General features: G+C 68.6%; 18 protein-coding genes. 1 reads left to right on the top strand and 17 read right to left on the bottom strand.

From position 1 onward, the window contains the following. Window positions 1-103: 103 nt before the first annotated feature. From IEV99_RS10185 to IEV99_RS10105, 17 genes are all read right to left on the bottom strand, one after another. Entirely contained in the window at window positions 104-409 is a 306-nt protein-coding gene (locus IEV99_RS10185; protein ID WP_244643732.1) for a hypothetical protein, read from the bottom strand. Window positions 410-465: 56 nt separating this feature from the next. Continuing rightward, complete coding sequence (locus tag IEV99_RS10180) at window positions 466-1,461, bottom strand: ABC transporter ATP-binding protein (protein WP_188517523.1); 996 nt, start codon at window positions 1,459-1,461, stop codon at window positions 466-468. Continuing rightward, window positions 1,458-2,456 carry an ABC transporter ATP-binding protein gene (locus tag IEV99_RS10175; RefSeq protein ID WP_244643731.1) on the bottom strand — a complete coding sequence of 333 codons (999 nt, stop codon included), beginning with the start codon at window positions 2,454-2,456 and terminating at the stop codon, window positions 1,458-1,460. The genes IEV99_RS10180 and IEV99_RS10175 overlap by 4 nt, the downstream gene beginning before the upstream one ends. Beyond that, a complete protein-coding gene (locus IEV99_RS10170) occupies window positions 2,453-4,000 on the bottom strand; it encodes a gamma-glutamyltransferase family protein (RefSeq protein WP_188517521.1) in 1,548 nt (515 codons plus the stop codon). The genes IEV99_RS10175 and IEV99_RS10170 overlap by 4 nt, the downstream gene beginning before the upstream one ends. A 1-nt stretch (window position 4,001) precedes the next feature. After that, window positions 4,002-4,898 (bottom strand): polysaccharide deacetylase family protein, encoded by an 897-nt coding sequence (locus IEV99_RS10165; RefSeq protein ID WP_188517520.1) that lies wholly within the window; start codon window positions 4,896-4,898, stop codon window positions 4,002-4,004. Beyond that, window positions 4,895-5,686: an SDR family NAD(P)-dependent oxidoreductase gene (locus IEV99_RS10160; RefSeq protein ID WP_188517519.1), complete on the bottom strand. Its 792-nt coding sequence runs from the start codon at window positions 5,684-5,686 to the stop codon at window positions 4,895-4,897. The genes IEV99_RS10165 and IEV99_RS10160 overlap by 4 nt, the downstream gene beginning before the upstream one ends. Before the next feature lie 7 nt (window positions 5,687-5,693). Beyond that, window positions 5,694-6,551, bottom strand: a complete 858-nt coding sequence (locus IEV99_RS10155; protein ID WP_188517518.1) for an ABC transporter permease — start codon at window positions 6,549-6,551, stop codon at window positions 5,694-5,696. After that, window positions 6,548-7,477, bottom strand: coding sequence for an ABC transporter permease (locus IEV99_RS10150; RefSeq protein WP_188517517.1), 930 nt, complete (start codon window positions 7,475-7,477; stop codon window positions 6,548-6,550). Before IEV99_RS10150 ends, IEV99_RS10155 begins: the two co-directional genes overlap by 4 nt. Before the next feature lie 15 nt (window positions 7,478-7,492). After that, window positions 7,493-8,998: an ABC transporter substrate-binding protein gene (locus IEV99_RS10145; RefSeq protein WP_188517516.1), complete on the bottom strand. Its 1,506-nt coding sequence runs from the start codon at window positions 8,996-8,998 to the stop codon at window positions 7,493-7,495. Between the two features lie 127 nt (window positions 8,999-9,125). After that, a complete protein-coding gene (locus tag IEV99_RS10140) occupies window positions 9,126-10,277 on the bottom strand; it encodes a Gfo/Idh/MocA family protein (RefSeq protein WP_188517515.1) in 1,152 nt (383 codons plus the stop codon). Continuing rightward, window positions 10,277-11,341: a sugar phosphate isomerase/epimerase family protein gene (locus IEV99_RS10135; protein WP_188517514.1), complete on the bottom strand. Its 1,065-nt coding sequence runs from the start codon at window positions 11,339-11,341 to the stop codon at window positions 10,277-10,279. The genes IEV99_RS10140 and IEV99_RS10135 overlap by 1 nt, the downstream gene beginning before the upstream one ends. 11 nt (window positions 11,342-11,352) lie before the next feature. Then, window positions 11,353-12,513 carry a Gfo/Idh/MocA family protein gene (locus tag IEV99_RS10130; RefSeq protein ID WP_188517513.1) on the bottom strand — a complete coding sequence of 387 codons (1,161 nt, stop codon included), beginning with the start codon at window positions 12,511-12,513 and terminating at the stop codon, window positions 11,353-11,355. An 11-nt stretch (window positions 12,514-12,524) separates the two neighbouring features. Continuing rightward, window positions 12,525-13,283, bottom strand: a complete 759-nt coding sequence (locus IEV99_RS10125) for a sugar phosphate isomerase/epimerase family protein (RefSeq protein ID WP_188517512.1) — start codon at window positions 13,281-13,283, stop codon at window positions 12,525-12,527. 23 nt (window positions 13,284-13,306) lie between these two features. Then, window positions 13,307-14,383: an ABC transporter ATP-binding protein gene (locus tag IEV99_RS10120; RefSeq protein WP_188517511.1), complete on the bottom strand. Its 1,077-nt coding sequence runs from the start codon at window positions 14,381-14,383 to the stop codon at window positions 13,307-13,309. A gap of 2 nt (window positions 14,384-14,385) precedes the next feature. Beyond that, entirely contained in the window at window positions 14,386-15,303 is a 918-nt protein-coding gene (locus IEV99_RS10115) for a carbohydrate ABC transporter permease (protein WP_188517742.1), read from the bottom strand. A 17-nt stretch (window positions 15,304-15,320) separates the two neighbouring features. Then, window positions 15,321-16,214, bottom strand: a complete 894-nt coding sequence (locus IEV99_RS10110) for a carbohydrate ABC transporter permease (protein WP_188517510.1) — start codon at window positions 16,212-16,214, stop codon at window positions 15,321-15,323. Window positions 16,215-16,293: 79 nt separating this feature from the next. Further along, window positions 16,294-17,571, bottom strand: coding sequence for an ABC transporter substrate-binding protein (locus IEV99_RS10105; RefSeq protein ID WP_188517509.1), 1,278 nt, complete (start codon window positions 17,569-17,571; stop codon window positions 16,294-16,296). A 153-nt stretch (window positions 17,572-17,724) separates the two neighbouring features. Here IEV99_RS10105 and IEV99_RS10100 point away from each other — a divergent pair, with 153 nt between their 5' ends. Continuing rightward, window positions 17,725-18,735, top strand: coding sequence for a LacI family DNA-binding transcriptional regulator (locus IEV99_RS10100; protein ID WP_188517508.1), 1,011 nt, complete (start codon window positions 17,725-17,727; stop codon window positions 18,733-18,735). The last annotated feature ends 45 nt before the right edge of the window (window positions 18,736-18,780 follow it).

Below are 18,780 nucleotides of genomic sequence, written 5' to 3'. Positions count from 1 at the left end.
CCGGATTCGTGTCAACGACGCAGCACGCCTTGTCCACGGGGCGCAAGAACGCAAAAGGCCCGCGACGACAGTCGCGAGCCCCTGCACATGATGTCCGATCCGGTCAGTCGCAGACGCGTACGGTGCGGTGTCCGGCCACGTAGCCGGCGGAGTCGTAGAGCGGCTCGCGGACATTGTGGCACTCCGGGTAAACCACGACCGGCGGCGGGGGCGGACCAACTTCGCGGTACACGACCGGCGGGCGGTTCATGCTGTTGGCGACGACGCCGCCCACGATCGCGCCGGCCGCGAGGCCGCCGAACAGGGCGCCGTTGACGCCGTCGCGCGCCTGGGCGGGCGCGACGAAACCGAGAGAGCAGACGAGCGACGTCGCCGCGAGCGTCGCGATGGCGGTGATACGCAAGGACATGGCGGACCTCTTAAGCAGAACTGAAGCGAAGCTGCCGGAAACCCGTTAACGGTCGCTTACCTTTGCGCTGCGCGCGTTGCCGCATCGGGGTCCGCCGCCGGAATGCGCACGAGGCAGGCCGCCTGCCCGGACGGGGATGGGGCCAGCACGGGCCGCACCTCGACGCAGCGCGGTTGCGCCAGAGGGCAGCGCGTCGCGAACGGGCAGCCGGGCGGGATGGCGAGCGGGCTCGGCAGGTCGCCGGTCAGGACGATCCGGCGGCGTCTGCGCTGGGCCACGGGGTCCGGCAGCGGGATCGCGGAGAGCAGCGCCTCCGTGTAGGGGTGCGTTGGGGCGGCGAACACCGGGTCAGTCAGCCCCCGCTCGGCGATCGTGCCGAGATACATCACCAGGATCTCGTCCGCGATGTGCCGCACGACCGAGAGGTCATGCGAGATGAACAGGTAGGCTAGGCCGAGCTCGGCCTGCAGGTTCATCAGCAGGTTCAGGATCTGCGAGCGGATCGAGACATCGAGGGCCGACACAGGCTCGTCCAGCACCAGCAAGCGCGGCGAGAGCGCAAGCGCCCTGGCGATGACGACGCGTTGGCGCTGCCCTCCCGAGAGTGCGTTGGGCGTGCGGCCGGCAAAACTCGCCGGCAAGCCGACGAGATCCATGACCGCGAAAACACGTCTGGCGGCGGCGGCCGACTTCCAGCCCTGAATTGCAAGCGGCTCGCCGATGCTGTCGGCGATCGTCATTTTCGGGTCCAGCGCCGCCGAGGGGTCCTGGAAGACGATCTGCATGTCACCCGCCAGCGCGCGACGGCCGGCGCGATCCAGCCGAGTGATGTCACGGCCGTCGAAACGAACCTCGCCTGAGGTGGCCGGCTCAAGGCCCAGGATCGCGTAGGCGGTGGTCGATTTGCCGCAGCCGCTCTCGCCCACAAGCGCGACGGTGCGGCCGGCTGGCACATTAAAGCTGACGCCATCGACGGCCTTCACGACGCCGCCGCGGCCACGCAGCGGAAAATGGACGCGCAGGTCGCGGACCTGGAGCAAGGGTTCGGTCATGCGAGCGCGGCCGCCTCTGCGGTGCGCCAGCAGGCGGCTCGGCGCACGGCGCTGCGCACCGGCTCGAGCGGAGGCGTGCGGGAGCAAATGTCCGCGGCGAGCGGGCAACGGCTGCGGAAGCGGCAGCCGTCCGGCCACTGGTCGGCGGTGGGCACCACGCCCTCGATAGTGCGCAGGTGCTCCTTGCGGCGGCCGTCGAGCCGCGGGATCGTGGCCAGCAGCAGGCGCGTGTAGGGGTGGGCGGGATCGGCGAAGAGCTCCTCGACGGGGCCGCTCTCGACGATGCGGCCGCCATACATCACCGCGACATCGTCGGCCATTTCGGCCACGACGCCCATGTCGTGGGTGATCAGAAGGATGGTCGCGCCCGCCTCGGCGCGCAGGCCGTGCATGAGGCCCAGGATCTGCGCCTGCACGGTGACGTCCAGCGCCGTGGTGGGCTCGTCGGCAATCAGGAGCTTGGGCTGGCACACGAGCGCGGCCGCGATCATGACGCGCTGGCACATACCGCCGGAGAGCTCGAAGGGGTAGGCCTCGGCCCGGCGCTCGGCGTCCGGAATGCCGACGCGCGTGAGCATGGCGACGGCCTCGCGCCGAGCCTCCTCGCCGGTGAGGCCGCGGTGGAGGCGCAAGGCCTCGGCGACCTGGTCGCCGACACGCATCAGCGGATTGAGCGAGGCCACAGGCTCCTGGAAGATCACCGAAGCCTGGTCGCCGCGCACCCTGGCGAGTGCGCGTTCGTCCAGCGCGGTAAGGTCCTGCCCGTCCAGCGTCACCCGGCCGCGAACGCGCCGGGCCGCCTTGGGGAGCAGCCCGAGGATGCTGAGCGCCGTGAGGCTCTTGCCGCAGCCGCTCTCGCCCACCAGCGCCAGAACGCGCCCACGTCGCAGGCTGAGCGACACGCCGTCCACCACGGACGCGCCGTTGATTGTGACCGCGAGGTCGTCGACGACGAGCAGCGGGGCGTCGGCAGCCGGAGGCGATGCTGCGCTCACGCGCGCTCCCCGACCGCGACCGCAGCCCATGGGCTGGTCTGGTGCGCCATGCCGACGTTCTCGCCATCCGGCGAGCGCATCACCGCCGACGCGATAGCGAAGTTGGTCGGGAACACGGTGTCCTCCACCACCTCGACGGGGAAGCGGCCGCGGAGCAGCGCCGCCGTCTCGGGCGCGCGGGCGTTCACCCGGATGGTGGGCGTGCTGGCGTCGAGACGCGGCCAAAGGAACGCCCCTTCGAGGCTCATGCCGCCGTCCACCACGTGCGACATGATCTGCAGCAGCGTCGGGAAGATGGTGCGCCCGCCGGCCGCGCCGAGCGCGAACCAGGGCTTGCCGTCGCGGCGCAGGATCAACGGGCACATGTTGGCGAGCGGCTTGGCCCCCGGCGCCATGGAGTTCGGCTGCCCCGGCCGGGGGTCGAACCACATCACGCCGTTGTTCATCAGGAAGCCCGCCTCGGGCAGCACCACGCGCGAGCCGAAGCGCGACAGCAGCGTGTTGGTGAGCGACACCATCGTGCCGCTGGCGTCGACCACGCTGAAATGGCTGGTGCAGCCGGCCTCCGGCGTCGCCGCATGCCCCATGGTGGTCAGCCGGCGCTCATAGGCGTTGCGGATCGCGACCGCGTAGGCGAGCGCCGCCTCGGCGGGAGCGCCGGCTGGATCGATCGCCTGCCCTTCGAGCTCGGCGGCGGCCTCCAGATAGCTCGGGCCGCCGCTCAGCCCCGGAATGGCGTTGATCTCGACGCCGCGATAGGCGCCCCGCAAGGGCTCGCGCCATTGCGGCGCATAGGCGGCGAGATCAGCCCCCGTGATCCGGGAGCCTCCCTCCGCAAGGTCGCGAGCGATCACGCGGGCGGTCTCGCCTTCGTAGAAGTCGCGGGCGCCGGCCTGCGCCAACCGCCGTAGAAGCTTCGCCTTGTTGGGCATCGGCTTGCGGTTGGGCGAGGCGGCGTCGCCGGCCTTGGGCGCCCTGCCCTCGTCCAGAAACAGCACCGATGTCGAAGGATGCTTGGCCAATCCGGCGGCCTCCACCGCGAACGACAGGCAGGCGAACCAGTCGATTTCCAGCCCGCGCTCGGCATGCTCGATGGCGGGCGCCAGCGCGTCCGCCCAGGCGATCGTGCCGAAGCGCTCCAGCGCGGCCGAGAGCCCCGCAACCGCGCCGGGGACCGCCATGGAGGTAAAGCCGGAAACGTTGCGATCGTCCACCACGGAGGGCCACGCGAACCAGTTGCCCGCATTGGCGCCGCTCAGCGGGTAGTCGGCCGGGTCCAGCCCTTGAGCGGCGACGACGTTGAAATCGAGCGTGTTCACCTCGCCGCTGGCGCCGTCGGCGTGCAGCAGGAAGCCGCCGCCTCCGATGCCCGACAGCCAGGGCTCCACCACCGAGAGCGTCAGCGCGGTCGTGACGGCGGCGTCCATGGCGTTGCCGCCCCGCGCCAGCACGGCGGCGCCGGCCTCGGCGGCGAGGCGGTTCTGAGCCGAGACGAGGCCGTGGCGGGACCGGACCTCGTGCTTGTGGATCGTGAAGGTCTGCATGTCAGGACGCTCCATGGCGACGGGACGCGATCGCGTCCGGCAGGCGCGACTTCACCGCATAGGTCTCGGCGTTGGCTGAGGCGGCATGATGCGCCGCCACTTCGGCGACGGTCGTGACCCAGACGGTCGGATCCGTGGTGACCCTGTCGAGCAGCCGCTCCAGCATGCGGATGCGGTGAGCCCGCCCGGAGATCCAGTCGTGCACCGTCAGCATCGTGAGCGAGCCGAAGCGGTGCAGCGTCTCGAACTCATCCATCCAGCCATCCAGGATGGGACCAGGCGCGGATGGCGGCCAGTGGTCGGCTCCTCCGCCCACGAACTTGAAGTACACGGCGTCGTCCAGCGCCCACTGGACCGGAACTTCCGTGACGCCGTCGATCGTGTAGGGATGGTCGAAGCCCATCAGCGAGCTGTCGTAGAGGCCGCGGCGCTTCACCTCGGCGATCATGTGCGGCGTCATCTCCCAGGCGGGCGACCGGAAGCCGACGGGCGTCAGGCAGGCCTGGCGCTGGAACAGCTCCAGCGCGGCGTCGAGCGCGGCGGTGAACTCCGCGTCGGAGGCCTGCGACGCCAGCTCGTGGAAATAGCCGTGCAGCCCGACCTCATGGCCGCGGGTCAGGAACTCGGGCAGCAGGTTCGGATGGTTCTCGGCGACCACTCCCGGCACAAAGAAGGTGCCCCTGATGTCGTACTGGTCCAGCAGGTCCAGCAAGCGCCAGATGCCGACGCGCGGGCCGAACAGGCGCTGCTCCATCTGGCCGAGCAGGCGCGAGGGCGGCGCATCCTTGAGGCTCCACAGGTACGGCGACTCGGCGTCGACATCCACCGTGAAGCAGAAGGCGCTGCGCTTGCCTTCCGGCCAGGCATAGGGGGCTGGGCGGGGTTCTATCACCGTCATAGCGGGTTCTTCTTCGCCTGGTGCACGGCCAGCGAGCCGATCGAATTGCCGCCGTCGACCGTGAGGGTGGATCCGGTGACATAGGCTGAGGCGTCGCTCGCGAGGTAGAGCAATGCTGCGCCGACGTCGTCACGCGATGAGGGCCGGCCCAACGGGATCTGCGCCACGGTGTTGCGGATGTGCTCGTCCGTGAGCGCGCTCACGGTGCTGCCGGCCGCAAAGCCGGGCTCCAGCGTGTTGGCGCGGATGCCGAACTCGGCCAACTCGACGGCAAAACCCTTGGTGAGCCGGTCCAAAGCGGTCTTGGACGTGCAGTAAGGCACGACGGTGCGTCGCATCTTGCGCGAGGCGCCAGACGATATGTTGATGATGGAGCCCTTCACGCCCTGCCGCACCATCTGGGTCGCGAGCGCCCGAGTGAGGATGAAGGGCGCGCGCAGGTTGATCGAAAAGATTCGATCGAACTCGGCGACGTCGATGTCCAGCAGAAAGCCGGACGGGTAGATCCCGGCATTGTTGACCAGGATGTCGGCCGCGCCCCAGCGTTCGCCCACGGCGGCCGCCAGCGCCTCGATCGAGGCCGAATCCGTGAGATCGGCGGCATGGCCGAAGCTGCCTTCAGGCGCACGGAGACCGGAGAGTTGAGCTTCGAGAGCGCCCTGGTCGGTGTCCGTCAGGCATAAGCGGCAGCCCGCCTCAACGAGGACCTCGGCGATCCAGCGGCCGATCACGCCGCCCGATCCTGTCACCACGGCGCGTTTGCCGGCGAGATCTGGGAATTGGGTCATGGCGTCCTCATGAGGCTCTTGGATCGAAACGGTCGCGCAGGTCGTCGCCGATCAGGTTCACGGCGAGCACGAGCACGAAGAGGCACAGGCCCGGGAAGGTGGCGATCCACCAGGCGGTGGCGAGATAGTTGCGGCCGGTGCTCAGCATCGCGCCCCAGCTCGCGGTTGGCGGCTGCACGCCGAGGCCGAGAAAGCTCAGGCCGGCCTCGAACAGCACCATCAGGCCGAACTCCAGCGTGGCCACCACCGTCATCGCGCCGATGATGTTGGGCAGCACGTGCCGCCACAGGATGCGCGGCGCGCGCGCGCCCATGAAGGCGGCGAGCCGCACATAGGGCATGTTCGACACGCCGAGCGTCTGCCCATAGGCCACACGCGCGTAGCGGGGCCAGCGGGTGAGCGCCAGCACGACGATGACGTTGATGAGCCCCGGGCCGAGCACCGCCACCGTGATGATGGCGAGCAGGATGGCGGGCACCGACAGAAAGATGTCCACCACCCGCATGACGACCGTCTCGACCGGCCCGCGCAGGTAGCCGGCCATCATGCCGAGCGTCGTGCCGACCAGGCCGGACAGGATCACGGAGGAGAACGCCACCAGCAGCGAGATCCGCGCGCCGTGGATGAGGCGGCTCAGGAGGTCGCGCCCAAGTTCATCGCTGCCCAGCCAATAGGTGACCCCACGCGACACGAAACCCGGCGGTTTGAGACGTGCGAGCAGGTTCTGCTGCGTCGGCGAATAAGGCGCAAGCCACGGCGCTGCGAGCGCGATGACGACCAGCAACGCCAGCAGCGCGGCCGGCGCCCACAGGCTCCAGCGCGGACCTGCCCGTCGACGCGCGAGGGGTTGCGACACGGCGCTCACGCCCGGGCTCCCGTCAGGCGGATGCGCGGGTCGACTACGCTGTAAAGGATGTCGGCCGCAAGATTCAGCGCCACCGTCACGAAGGCGCCGAGCAGGACCACGCCCTGCACGACCAGAAAGTCGCGCGCCAGAATGGACTGCACGGTGACCTGCCCGAGCCCTGGCCAGGCGAACACGGTCTCGACGATCACCGCGCCGGCGAGCAGGTTGGAGATCTCGAGCGCCGCCACGGTGATCACCGGAATGGCGGCGTTGCGGGCCAGATGACGCCCCAGCAACCGTCCGGGCAGCACGCCGCGGGCGCGGGCGGTGCGGACATAGTCGCGCGACAGCTCGTCCAGCAGCGCCGTGCGGGTGATGCGCGCGAAGGTCGCCATGCTGAGCAGGCCAAGCGCCACGGAGGGCAGGACGAGATGCGAGATCCCACCCGTGGCTGAGGGCGGCAGCCAGCCGAGCGTCACCGCGAACACGAGGATGAGCAGGATGCCGCTCCAGAAGGTCGGCAGGCTCTGGGCCGCCAGCACGAGCCCGGACAACGCCTTGGCGAAGACGCTGTCGCGCCACAACGCCATCGCGATCCCAACCGGGATGCCGATGCCGCACGCAACCAGCAGGGCGCCGGCAGCCAACGCCAACGTGTAAGGCACCCGGGAGGCGATGATGGTCGTGACAGGCGCATTCTGGATCACCGAGCGGCCGAGATCGAAGCGCAGCAGGTCGGCCAGAAACGACGCGTACTGAACCACCAACGGCCGGTCGAAGCCGAGGCTGCGACGCATGGCGTCGATATCGGCCGGCGTCGCGGTCTCGGGCACGAGGAGATAGGTCGGATCGCCAGTGAGGCGCTGGAGGAAGAAGATCAGCGTCGCAACGCCAAAAATCGTCACCAGCGCCTGGGCAAGCCGCCGGGCAAGAAAACCCGCCATGGCCGGGCGCCCGCGCTACTCCTTCCAGTCCATCCGGTTCAGGAACATGCTTTCGTTCGGGGTGGGCTGCCAGACGAGCGGCTTGGCCGCGCCGTAGATGATGGCCGACTGGTAGAGCGGGATCAGCGGAACTTCCTTGGCGATGATCTCGTGCACCTGCTTGTAGGCCGCCATGCGATTGTCCTGGTTCAGGGTCGCGCGCGCGGCTTCGAGCAGCTTGTCCGTTGTGGTGTTGCGGTAGGCCGACCAGCCGCTCGAGTTGTGCATCAGCGGGAACAGCACGCCGTCGGCGTCCTGGCAGGCGCAGGACCAGCGGCCGTAGCTGAGCGCCGGGGTGCTTTCCGGACCGCTCTGCGCGCGCTTCAGGTAGGACGCCATGTCGGACATGTTGATCTTCACGTTCAGGCCGACATCGGCCAGCATCTGCTGAACGGCCTGGACGATGCGCTGGTCGAACACCGGCGCGGTGGAGAGCTCGATCTCCTGCTGGCCGGCGGGACCGGCCGCCTCGACGATCTGCTTGGCCTTCTTCGGGTCGAAGGCCGGCGCTTCGACGCCTTCCACCCAGCCGAAATGGGCGGGCGTCAGCATCTCGGGCACGGCCTTGTCGTAGCCGCCGAGGATGCCCTGGACCAGCGCTTCCTTGTCGATCGCCATCGCGACGGCGCGGCGGATGTCGCCCTTGTCGAACGGGGGCTTGGACGGATTCAGCCGCAGATAGGCCACGCGCTCGGTGAGCACCGACAGCGGCTTGGCCTTGGGAGAGGACTTGATCTGCGCCGCGAGGTCGCTGTCGAGGCTGACGCCGAGGTCGCTGGAGCCCGCCTGCAGGTTGGCGACGCGCGTGGAGGCGTCAGGCACGGCGCGGAAGGCGACTTCCGGGAATGGGGCCTTCTTGCCCCAGTATTTGTCGTTGCGCTTCAGCGTCACGGCCACGCCGCGCGACCAGTCGGCGAACACGTAGGGGCCGCTGCCGACAGGCTTGGCGTTGAAGGCGTCCTTGCCGACCGCCTCGACGACGTGCTTGGGCACGATCGACAGCTTCACGAGCTGCGCCAGCAGCGCCGGGTAGGCACCGTCGGTGACGAGCTTCACGGTGTTCGGGCCGGTCGCCACCGCGTCCGTGATCTTGTTGAACTGCCCGAGCTGCGGGCTGCCGAACTTCGGGTCCGTGATGCGCTTGACGCTGAACACCACGTCCTCAGGCGTCAGCTTCTTGCCGTCATGGAAGGTGACGTCGTCCCGGATGGTGAACTCCATCTCGGTGTCGGAGACCTGCTTCCACGCCGTGGCGATCTCGGGCGCGAGCGCCCCCTTGTCGTCGCGGGTGACGAGGTTGTCGAAGATGTTCCGGTAAACGTAGTAGCTGTCCGGGTTCCACTGCACCTGCGGGTCCAGCGAGGACGGCTCGTTGACGAGGTCGACCACGAATCGGTCGCGGCCGGCCATGGACGGCGAGGCCGCGAGGCCAACCGTGAGCGCGATGGCTGCGCCGGCGAGAAGATGTTGAATTCGGGTCATGATCGCTTCGCTCTGACGGGGGAAACGGATCATGGAACGGCGGCCCGCCTCCCACAAGTGCGGTTGTGGGAATGGGCGCCATCCACCACGCGCGCTTCTTCGCGCCCGGATGGGGCTGCTGTTCCCCTTAACGATCCGGGGAGACCCAGACGCCCCCGCCCTCACTCGACCGCAGCGCCGCATCCACGAACGCCACGCCCGCGAAGCCGTCCCCGATCGTCGGGAAGGTGACGGCGGCGTCCACGGAGCCACCTGAGCGCTTGGCCAGGATCGCGTCGGCGACTTCGGAATAAAGCGTCGCAAAGGCTTCGAGGTAGCCCTCCGGATGGCCGGCCGGAATGCGGTTGACGCGCTGGCCATCGGCGTTCATGGCGGCGGTACCCCGGCCGATCAGGCGCGGGGCCTCGCCCAGCGGCGACCATGTCAGTCGGTTCGGTTCGTCCTGACGCCAGTCGATGCCGCCCTTGTCGCCAAACACGCGCAGGCGCAGGCCGTTGTCGTTGCCGGGAGCGACCTGGCTGGCCCACAACGCGCCACGCGCGCCCTCGGCGTAACGCAGGAGCACCTGGACGTTGTCGTCGAGCCGTCGGCCAGGCACAAAGGTGGTGACCTCGGCCAGCACGTGGCTGGGCGCAAGACCAGAAACAAAGTGCGCGAGCTGAAAAGCGTGCGTGCCGATGTCGCCGATGCATCCGCCCGCGCCCGAGCGGGCCGGATCGGTGCGCCAGTCGGCCTGCTTCTGGCCGGTCTGCTCCAGCGGGGTGGAGAGCCACTCCTGCGGGTATTCGACCTGGATCACCCGGATCGCGCCGAGTTCGCCGTCGCGGATCATCCGGCGCGCATGCCGCACCAGCGGATAGCCGGTGTAGTTGTAGGTCACCGCGAAGATGCGGTCGCTGGCATGGGCCTTGTCACGCAGGCGCCACGCTTCCCCCAGCGTGGCGGTGAGCGGCTTGTCGCAGATCACGTGCACCCCGGCGTCCAGGAACGCCTCGGCGGCCGGCGCGTGCATGTGGTTGGGCGTCACGATGGCGACGGCCTCGATCCCGTCCGGCCGCGCCGCCTCGGCGCGCGCCATCGCGGCGAAGTCCGGGTAGGAGCGGTCCGGCGCCAGGCCCAGCGCCTGGGCGGAGCGCAACGCCCTGTCGGGCGTGGACGAAAGGGCGCCTGCCACCAGCTCGTAGCGGTCGTCGAGGCGGGCCGCGATGCGGTGTACGGCGCCGATGAAGGCCCCCTCCCCGCCGCCCACCATGCCGAGGCGAATGCGTGGGCTCGCCATCACTCCCTCCCCAGCCCGAGCATGCGCCGCGCCTGCGTGGGATCGACATCGCCGCCGGCGAAATCGTCGAAGGCTTTGTCCGTCACCCTAATGATGTGGTCGCGGATGAAACCCGCGCCCTCGCGGGCGCCGTCCTCGGCGTTCTTCAGGCAGCACTCCCATTCCAGCACGGCCCAGCGGTCGTAGCCGATGGCTGCGAGGCGCGAGAAGATCGCCTTGAAGTCGACCTGCCCGTCACCCAGCGAGCGGAACCGCCCGGCGCGGTCCAGCCAGGGCTGGAAGCCCGAATAGACGCCCTGCCGGCCGGAACCGTTGAACTCGGCGTCCTTGACGTGGAAGGCGCGGATGCGATCCGCGTAGATGTCGATGAAGGCGAGGTAATCCAACTGCTGCAGCAGGAAGTGCGACGGATCGTAGTTGATGGCGCAGCGGGGGTGATTGCAGGTCGCCTCCAGGAACATCTCGAAGGTCGCGCCGTCGAACACGTCCTCGCCGGGGTGGATCTCGTAGCAGAGGTCCACGCCCGCCTCCTCGTAGGCGTCGAGGATCGGCGTCCAGCGGCGCCCCAGCTCCGTGAAGGCGGTCTCGATCAGCCCGGGCGGCCGCTGCGGCCAGGGGTACAGGAACGGCCAGGCCAGCGCGCCCGTGAAGCTGACGCTGCCAGTGAGGCCAAGACGCCGGGAGGCGCTGGCGGCCTTGAGCATTTGGTCCACCGCCCATTCCTGGCGGGCCTGCGGCTTGCCGCGCAGCGCCGCGGGCGCAAAAGCGTCGAAGGCTTCGTCATAGGCCGGGTGCACGGCGACGAGCTGGCCCTGCAGATGCGTCGACAGCTCCGTGATCGCCAAGCCGTGGCTCGCCGCCACGCCGGCAATCTCGTCACAATAGGTCTGCGACTCGGCCGCCTTGTCGAGGTCGATCATGCGCGGGTCGAAGGTCGGGACCTGGACGCCCTTGTAGCCGAGCCCGGCGGCCCAGCCGCAGATGGCGTCGAAGCTGTTGAAGGGCGCGGCGTCGCCGGCGAACTGGGCCAGGAAGATCGCGGGCCCTTTCATGGTGGCTGGCATGGCTGTTCCCCTCAGGCCGCTTGGCCGCGCCAATAGGACGCCGCCTCTTCGTCGGAGAGCGGCGCCGGCCGCTCCACACGCGACTCGATGCGGATCGCCCCGCCGCCCACGCCGGCCTGCAGGATCGCGTGCATGACGTCCAGCACGTGCGACGCGAAGGCGCCGGACGAGCGGTGCGGCGTGCCGTGCAGCACTGCGCTGGCGAGGTCGGCGAGCCCGAGGCAGCGGTAGTTGGCGCGGTCCGGCAAGGTCGGCGCCCAGTTGGGCGAGCGCCAGTTCGGCTTGCCGTAGAGCCGCGAGGAGGAATCCAGCACCCGCCAATCCTCGCCGCGCGCCGTCACCTCGACGACGCCGCCAAAGAAGTTCGGGTCCGGCGCCCGGAACGAGCCCTCCGTGCCGTAGAGCTCGATCGGCGGGTGGCCATGCTTCCACACGTCCCAGCTCATCGAGAAAACGAGGTCGGCGCCGCCTGCGAAACGCAGGAGCGCCATCACGGTGGTGGGCGTTTCCACCTTGATGCGGTCGCCCTTGCGCGGCCCTTCGGCCGAGACGATGCGCTCGGCGAAGCCTGTGGAGGACAGCGCCTGCACGCTCGCGACCGGGCCAAGCAGATTGCACAGCGCGCCAAGATAATAGGGTCCGATATCGAGGATCGGGCCGCCGCCGGGCTTGAAGAAGAACTCGGGGTTCGGGTGCCAGTGCTCCATGCCGTGGGACATCAGGAAGCACGAGCCCGCGAGGACGCGGCCGATCTGGCCGCTGTCGACCGTCTCGCGCGCCAGCCTTCCGCCGGCGCCCAGGAACGTGTCGGGAGCGCAGCCGAGCTTGAGGCCCCGTCCGTCGGCCTCGCGCAGCAGCCTGCGGCCGTCCTCGGCCGAGACGCAGAGCGGCTTCTCGGTGAAGACGTGCTTGCCGGCCGTGAGCGCCGCGTGGCTCACCTCGAAATGGGCGTTGGGCGGGGTGAGGTTGAGGACGACGTCCACCTCCGGGTCGCGCATCAGCGCGTCGATGGTGAGCGCCCGGGCGCCAAATTTCTCCGCCTGCGAGCGGGCCAGCTCCGCCGCGAGATCGGCGCAGGCGACGAGCCTCACGCCCCGAAACAACGGCATGTTCTGCATGTAGATGGTCGAAATGACGCCGCAGCCGACGACGCCGACACCAAGCTCCCGCATGGGTTTTCTCCTCAGCGCCAGGATGCGACGGTGGTCATCGCCCGGCGGGCGAAGCGGGCGACGTCGTTGGGCTTGTCATGCTCGGCGACGAAGAGCTTTACGCCGATCTCCTGCAGCACGGGCACGATCGCGCTCCAATCAAGTACGCCGTGGCCGGGATCGGCCCAGCCGTCCTCGTCGGCGCAATGGCCTTCTGGCGCGATGTCCTTGACGTGCACGACCTCGACGCGGCCGGCGTAGCGCTTCACCTCGGCGATGGGATCGGCTCCGCCGCGCACGATCCAGGCGAGGTCGGCTTCCCACAGCATCTGCGGCGCTTCCTCCAGCAGGATGTGGAGGAAGCGGCGGCCGTCGGCAGTCTGGCCGTACTCGAAATGGTGGTTGTGCCAGCCGAAGCGCAGGCCCTCGCCGTTGACGGTCTTGCAGATGCCGTTCAGCTCGCGTCCCATCGCGGTCCACTCGGCCTCGCCGCCGTCGCGCTCGCCGGGTGGCGGCGCGGGGGCGTAGATGGTCTCGATGCCGAGCCCGCGGCAGAGCTTCACCGTGGCGACCGGGTCGGCCCGCAGGCGGTCCATGCCGACATGGCAGCTCGGGGCGGCCATGCCGTGCTCGTCGAGCTGGCGCTTCAGCCTGTCGGGATCGCCAAGCAGGCCGCCGAAGGGCTCGACCTTGCGGTAGCCGAGGCCGGCGAGCAGTTCGAACTGGGCTTCGAGCGGCTCCATCATGCGGGCCGAGTAAAGCTGGAAGGAAAGGCCGTCGAGGGGCGTCATCAGGGGAGTCCTTTCAGATCGGATCAGAGGCGACGGCCGGAGGCGGCGTCGAAGAGGTTCAGCTTGTCGGGCGGCAGCCGGATCGGCATGGGCGCGCCGGGCGCGGCGACGGCCTCGGCGGAGAGGCGCATGGAAACAGGGTGCTTGCCGAGCCGCAGCCAGGCGAGCTGGTCGGAGCCCATGGGCTCCACCATCTCGATGGCGGCGCTGATGTCCCCGCCGGCCTCGACATGTTCTGGCCGGACGCCGAGCTCAATGGGAGCGCCGGGCTGGAGGCGGTCGGCGAAGCCGTAGCCCTGAAGCGGCGCCGCCACGCCCTCGGCGTGGAACCAGGGCAAGCCTTCGCGCACCTCGTAAGATCCCGGCACGAAGCTCATGGCCGGCGAGCCCACGAAGGAGGCGACGAAGCGGTTGGCGGGCGTCCGATAGATCTCGTTCGGCGTGCCGAGCTGCTGGATCACGCGATCCTTCATGACGGCGATCCGGTCGGCCAGCGTGAGCGCCTCGATCTGATCATGCGTGACATAAATCATCGTCGCAGCAAGACGATGGTGCAGTCTCTTGATCTCGACCCTCAACTCGGCCCGCAGCTGAGCGTCGAGGTTGGAGAGCGGCTCGTCGAACAGGTAGACGCCCGCGTCGCGCACCAGCGCCCGGCCGATCGCCACGCGCTGTCGCTGGCCGCCGGAGAGTTCTGCCGGCCGCCGGTCCAGCAGTTCGGTGATTTTCAGCATCGCGGCCGCGGCGGCGACGCGCTTCTCGATCTCGGCGGACGGCATGCCCGCCACCTTGAGGCCGAACGACATGTTGCCGCGCACCGTCATGCGCGGGTAGAGCGCGTAGGACTGGAACACCATCGCGATGTCGCGGTCCTTCGGCTCCTCCCAGGTGACGTTGCGCCCGCCGATCCAGACCTTCCCGGCCTGCACGTCGATCAACCCCGCGATGGCGTTCAGCAGCGTGGACTTGCCGCAGCCGGACGGCCCCAGCAGCACCAGGAACTCGGACTGGGCGACCTCCAGGTCGAGCTTCTCCAGCACGCGCACGGCGCCGAAGGAGATCTCGACTCCGCGAATAGAAACGTCGCAGCGTTTGGTCATGGTCAGCCTTTCACCGCGCCGGAAGCGATGCCGCGGACGAACCAGCGTCCGGATGCGAAATAGACGACCAGGGGAACAAGCGCCGTCAGGATCGTGGCGGCCATGTCGACGTTGTAGGCGCGCTCGCCCTGGGTCGAGTTGACGATGTTGTTGAGCTGCACGGTCATCGGCAGGTTCTCGCGGCCGGCGAAGACGAGCCCGAGGATGAAGTCGTTCCAGATGCCGGTGACCTGCAGGATCACGGCGACGATGATCATCGGCGTCGCCATGGGCAGCATCACGGACCAAAAGATGCGGAAAAAACCTGCGCCATCGACCCGCGCGGCCTTGAACAGTTCGGGCGGCAGCGAGACGAAGTAGTTGCGAAACAGCAGCGTCATCGTCGGCAGGCCGAAGATGGTGTGGATGACGACGATGCCCGGGATCGAGTTGTTGATGCCCACGAAGGCGAAGACGCGCACCAGCGGGTAGATGAAGATCTGGTAGGGCACGAAGGCGACGATCATCAGCGCGCCGAACAGCACGCCCGAGCCCCTGACGCGCCAGAACGACAGCGCGTAGCCGGTGAGCGCCCCCACGGCGATGGAGGCGATCACGGACGGCACCAGGATGGCCACCGAGTTGAAGAAGCCGACGCTGATGCCGTTGCAGCTGAGGCCCGTGCAGGCCGAGGACCAGGCCTTGATCCAGGGCTCGATGGTGGGCGCCAGCGGCAATGACAGGATCGCGCCGGAGCGGATCTCGCTCAACTCCTTCAGCGACGTGACCACCATTACGTAGAGCGGCGTCAGAAAGAACAGCGCCGTGATCGCCAGGAAGGCGTAGAGGCCGACCCGGGCGGGGTTGAGCCGCCTCGGGCGGGCGCCGCTGGGCTCCAGGGCTCGCGGGGCGGCGGGCGAATTGGGCCAGGCCGGCCGCATGCTTTCGGCGGGCGCGGTCATGCGTGCGCCCTCCCGGTTCGGCGGCTCTGCCAATAAAGCCAGGGCCCGACCACGGCCGCGACCGTGATCAGCATGGAGGTGGCGGCCGCGGTCGCGAGGCCGAGATTGCCGCGCTCAAACAGGTGATCCATGACGAACTTCGCCGGCACCTCGGAGGCGACTCCAGGTCCGCCATTGGTCATCGCGACCGAGAGGTCGTAGAGCCGCACCACGCTGGTGGCGAGCAGCACGGAGGCGGTGGCGAAGCTCGCGCCCAGCATCGGGATGACGACCGAGAGATAAACCCGCCAGGGCGGCAGGCCGTCGATGCGGGCGGCCTTCCAGATGTCCTCGTCGATGCCGCGCAGGCCCGCCAGCATGATCGCCATGACGAGCCCGGCGGCGTGCCACACGGCCGCGAAGACGAGCGTGTAGATCACCATGTCCTGACGCACGATCCAGTCGAAGCGGAAGGCGGCGAACCCGAGGTCGCGGCCCATCTTCTCGATGCCGAAGGTCGGGTTCAGCAGCCACTGCCAAACGAGGCCGGTGACAATGAACGACATCGAGAACGGGTAGAGGAAGATGGAGCGCAGCAGGTTCTCGCCCCGCACGCGCTGGTCGATCGCCACCGCCAGCAGGAAGCCGAGCGCGATGCTGACGAGCATGAACAGCACGCCGAATACCGCCAGATTGCCGACCGAGACCTGCCAGCGCTCGTTGGCGAACAGCGCCTCGTATTGGCGCAGCCCGACGAAGTTCGAGCTCGGCAGCATCCGGGACGACGTCATCGAGATCCAGATCGTCCATGCCGTGCAGCCGACATAGACGACGACCAGGATCGCAAGCGCCGGCGCGAGCCCGAGGAGCGCGGCGAAGCGGGATGCGAGGCGAGGCCTGATGGCGCGCATGGCGATCCTCCCACGGCGCAACGCGCGCCCGGAGCGAACGACAGGAAAACCGGCCCGCACGGGGCGGGCCGGCGCGGGGTCAGATCTGCTTCAGCGCCGCGGCAAACTTGTCCGCGAACTGGTCCGTGCTCTGGGCGGGCGTGTTCCAGAAGGACGAGATCACATCCTCCACCGCGCCGGTCACGGATGGCGGCGTCAGCAACTCCATGGCGGGCGCCTGCTGGGCCTTGTCGGCCGCCATCTTGGCTCCCTTCTGGGCGCAGATGTCCATCGAGCTCACGTCCACGTCGGTCCGGACGGGGATCGAGCCCTTCTTGGTGTTGAAGGCGATCTGGGTCTCGGGCTCCAGCATCAGCTTGGCCAGCATGATTTGCGTCTTGAGCTGGTTCGGGTCCTTGGTTTTCGGGAACGCGAAGACGTCGCCGCCCATCACGTAGCCGCCGCCAGCCTTGCTCAGGATGGTGCAGCCATATTCCTTGCCTGCCGTCTGGCCGGCCGCGATGAATTCGCCCTTGGCCCAGTCGCCGTTGACCTGGAAGCCGGCCTTGCCCTGGATCACGAGCGCGGACGCGTCGTTCCAATTGCGGCCGGGCGCGCCCGGATCGACATAGCCGCGCAGCTTGGCATAGGTCTCGGCGACATTTTTGAACGCGGCGCTCTTCACGGCAGCCGGGTCTTTCTTGCCGTAGACCGCTTGCCAGAGCTCCGGGCCGCCCTGCCCGATCAGCACGGCGTTGAACAGGTTGCGTTCCCAGGTTTTCTGGCCGCTGAACGCGAGCGGGATCAGGCCGGCGGCCTTGATCTTGTCGAGGATCGGGATCAGGTCATCCCAGGTCTTGGGCTCCTCGGCCCCGACCTTCTTCAAGACCTCGGTGTTGTAGAACAGCCAGTTCTGGCCGTGGATGTTGACCGGCACGGCGAACATTTTGCCGTTGCGGGTGGTGGCAGCCAGGATCGGACCCGGGATCTTGTCCTTCCACTTCTGCTCGGTCGCGATCGCGTCAACGTCGTTGAGCAGGTCGTTCTCAACCAGTTCGTCGAACTGCTTTCCGGTGTTGAACTGCATCATGGTGGGCGGCGTGCCGCCGACGGTGCGGTTGATGGCCGCCGTGCGGGCGTTGGCGCCGCCCGCGATCGCGGTGTCAACCCAGGTGCCCCCGGCCTTCGCGAACTGCTCGGCGAACACCTTCACGGCGGCCGACTCGCCTCCTGACGTCCACCAGTGGATTACCTCGGCTTTGTTGGCCTGGGCGACCGCGGGAGCCGCCCAAAGCGCGACGCCGGCGAGCGCCGCGCCGAGAGTTACGAGGTTCGTGGCGGTCCTGTGCGGCGCTAGCCGCGCACCCTTGCTGGTCATTGTTCATCCTCCCGCAGCATCGTCTTGAGCGCGATGCGTTTCGATTTGTAATCGATTACATTTTTGCATAGAGTGCCACATGAGGGACGCGTGTCAAGCGTCCGCAGTCTACCTTGCGCTGCTGCGGCGCTCGCGGGAAGGTCCGACGACAGTATGGGCGAGCGTCTACAAAGGCCGAAGATCGACGATGTCGCCCGGCGCGCCGGGGTTTCGACAGCCACCGTCAGCCGAACCCTCGCCAATCCCGAACAGGTGAAGCCGAAGACCCGTGACGCCGTAATGCAGGCCGTGCGCGAGACCGGATATGTGCTGAACGTCGCGGCCCGCAACCTGCGCACGAGCCGCACTCATGCGGTGCTGGCCGTGGTTCCGGATGTGTCCAACATCTTCTTTTCGCAGGTGCTCCAGGGCATCGCCGCGACGCTGCGGCCTGCGGGATACAGCCTGATCATCGCCGATACGGGCAACGACCCCGAACGCGAGCGCGACCACGCCGATTTCGTGCGCGCCGGCCGTGTGGACGGCCTGCTGCTCTTGAATGGGCGGCTTCTCTCGGCCGCGACCGGGGAACTGGCTGGTGCGCCGACCGTCAGTCTTTGCGAGCGCATTCCCGGATCCGGGCTCCCCCATGTCGAGACCGCGAACCGCGAAGCTGCGCGGGCGATGACCGAACGCTTGATCGAACAAGGGCATAGGCGCATCGCCTATGTGGCGGGACCTGCCGCAAACGTGCTGGAGCACGATCGCTTCGCGGGCTATCGCGAGGCCTTGGAGGCGCATGGCCTGCCGCTCGACGCCTCGCTGGTGCGGCCGGGAGACTTTTCGATCCGGGCCGGCGAGGATGCCGCGCACGCGCTGCTCGCCCTGCCCGCGCGGCCGGACGCAATTTTCGCGTGCAACGACGCCATGGCGATGGGCGCCATCCGGGCGCTCACGGCCGCCGGGCTCTCTGCGCCGCGCGATGTCTCAGTTGCGGGCTTCGACGACATCGAGTTCGCGGCGGCCTACAATCCGTCGCTCACGACGGTGCGGCAGGCCCGAACCGAGATCGGCGCGCGCGCCGCCGCCATGCTGGTGGACCTCATCGAAGGCCGCCAGCCCGCCTCGCGGGAAATCCGCCTGCCGGCCGAGATCGTGATGCGCGACAGCACCCGTGCGCGCTAGGTCTCCGTCTTTGCACCATCTTTGTCCGCTGATCGTTATCCACCC

Origin of the sequence: Alsobacter metallidurans, assembly GCF_014636935.1 — a bacterium.
GTDB lineage: Bacteria > Pseudomonadota > Alphaproteobacteria > Rhizobiales > Beijerinckiaceae > Alsobacter > Alsobacter metallidurans.
This window is presented reverse-complemented; position numbering and strand designations above follow the sequence as displayed.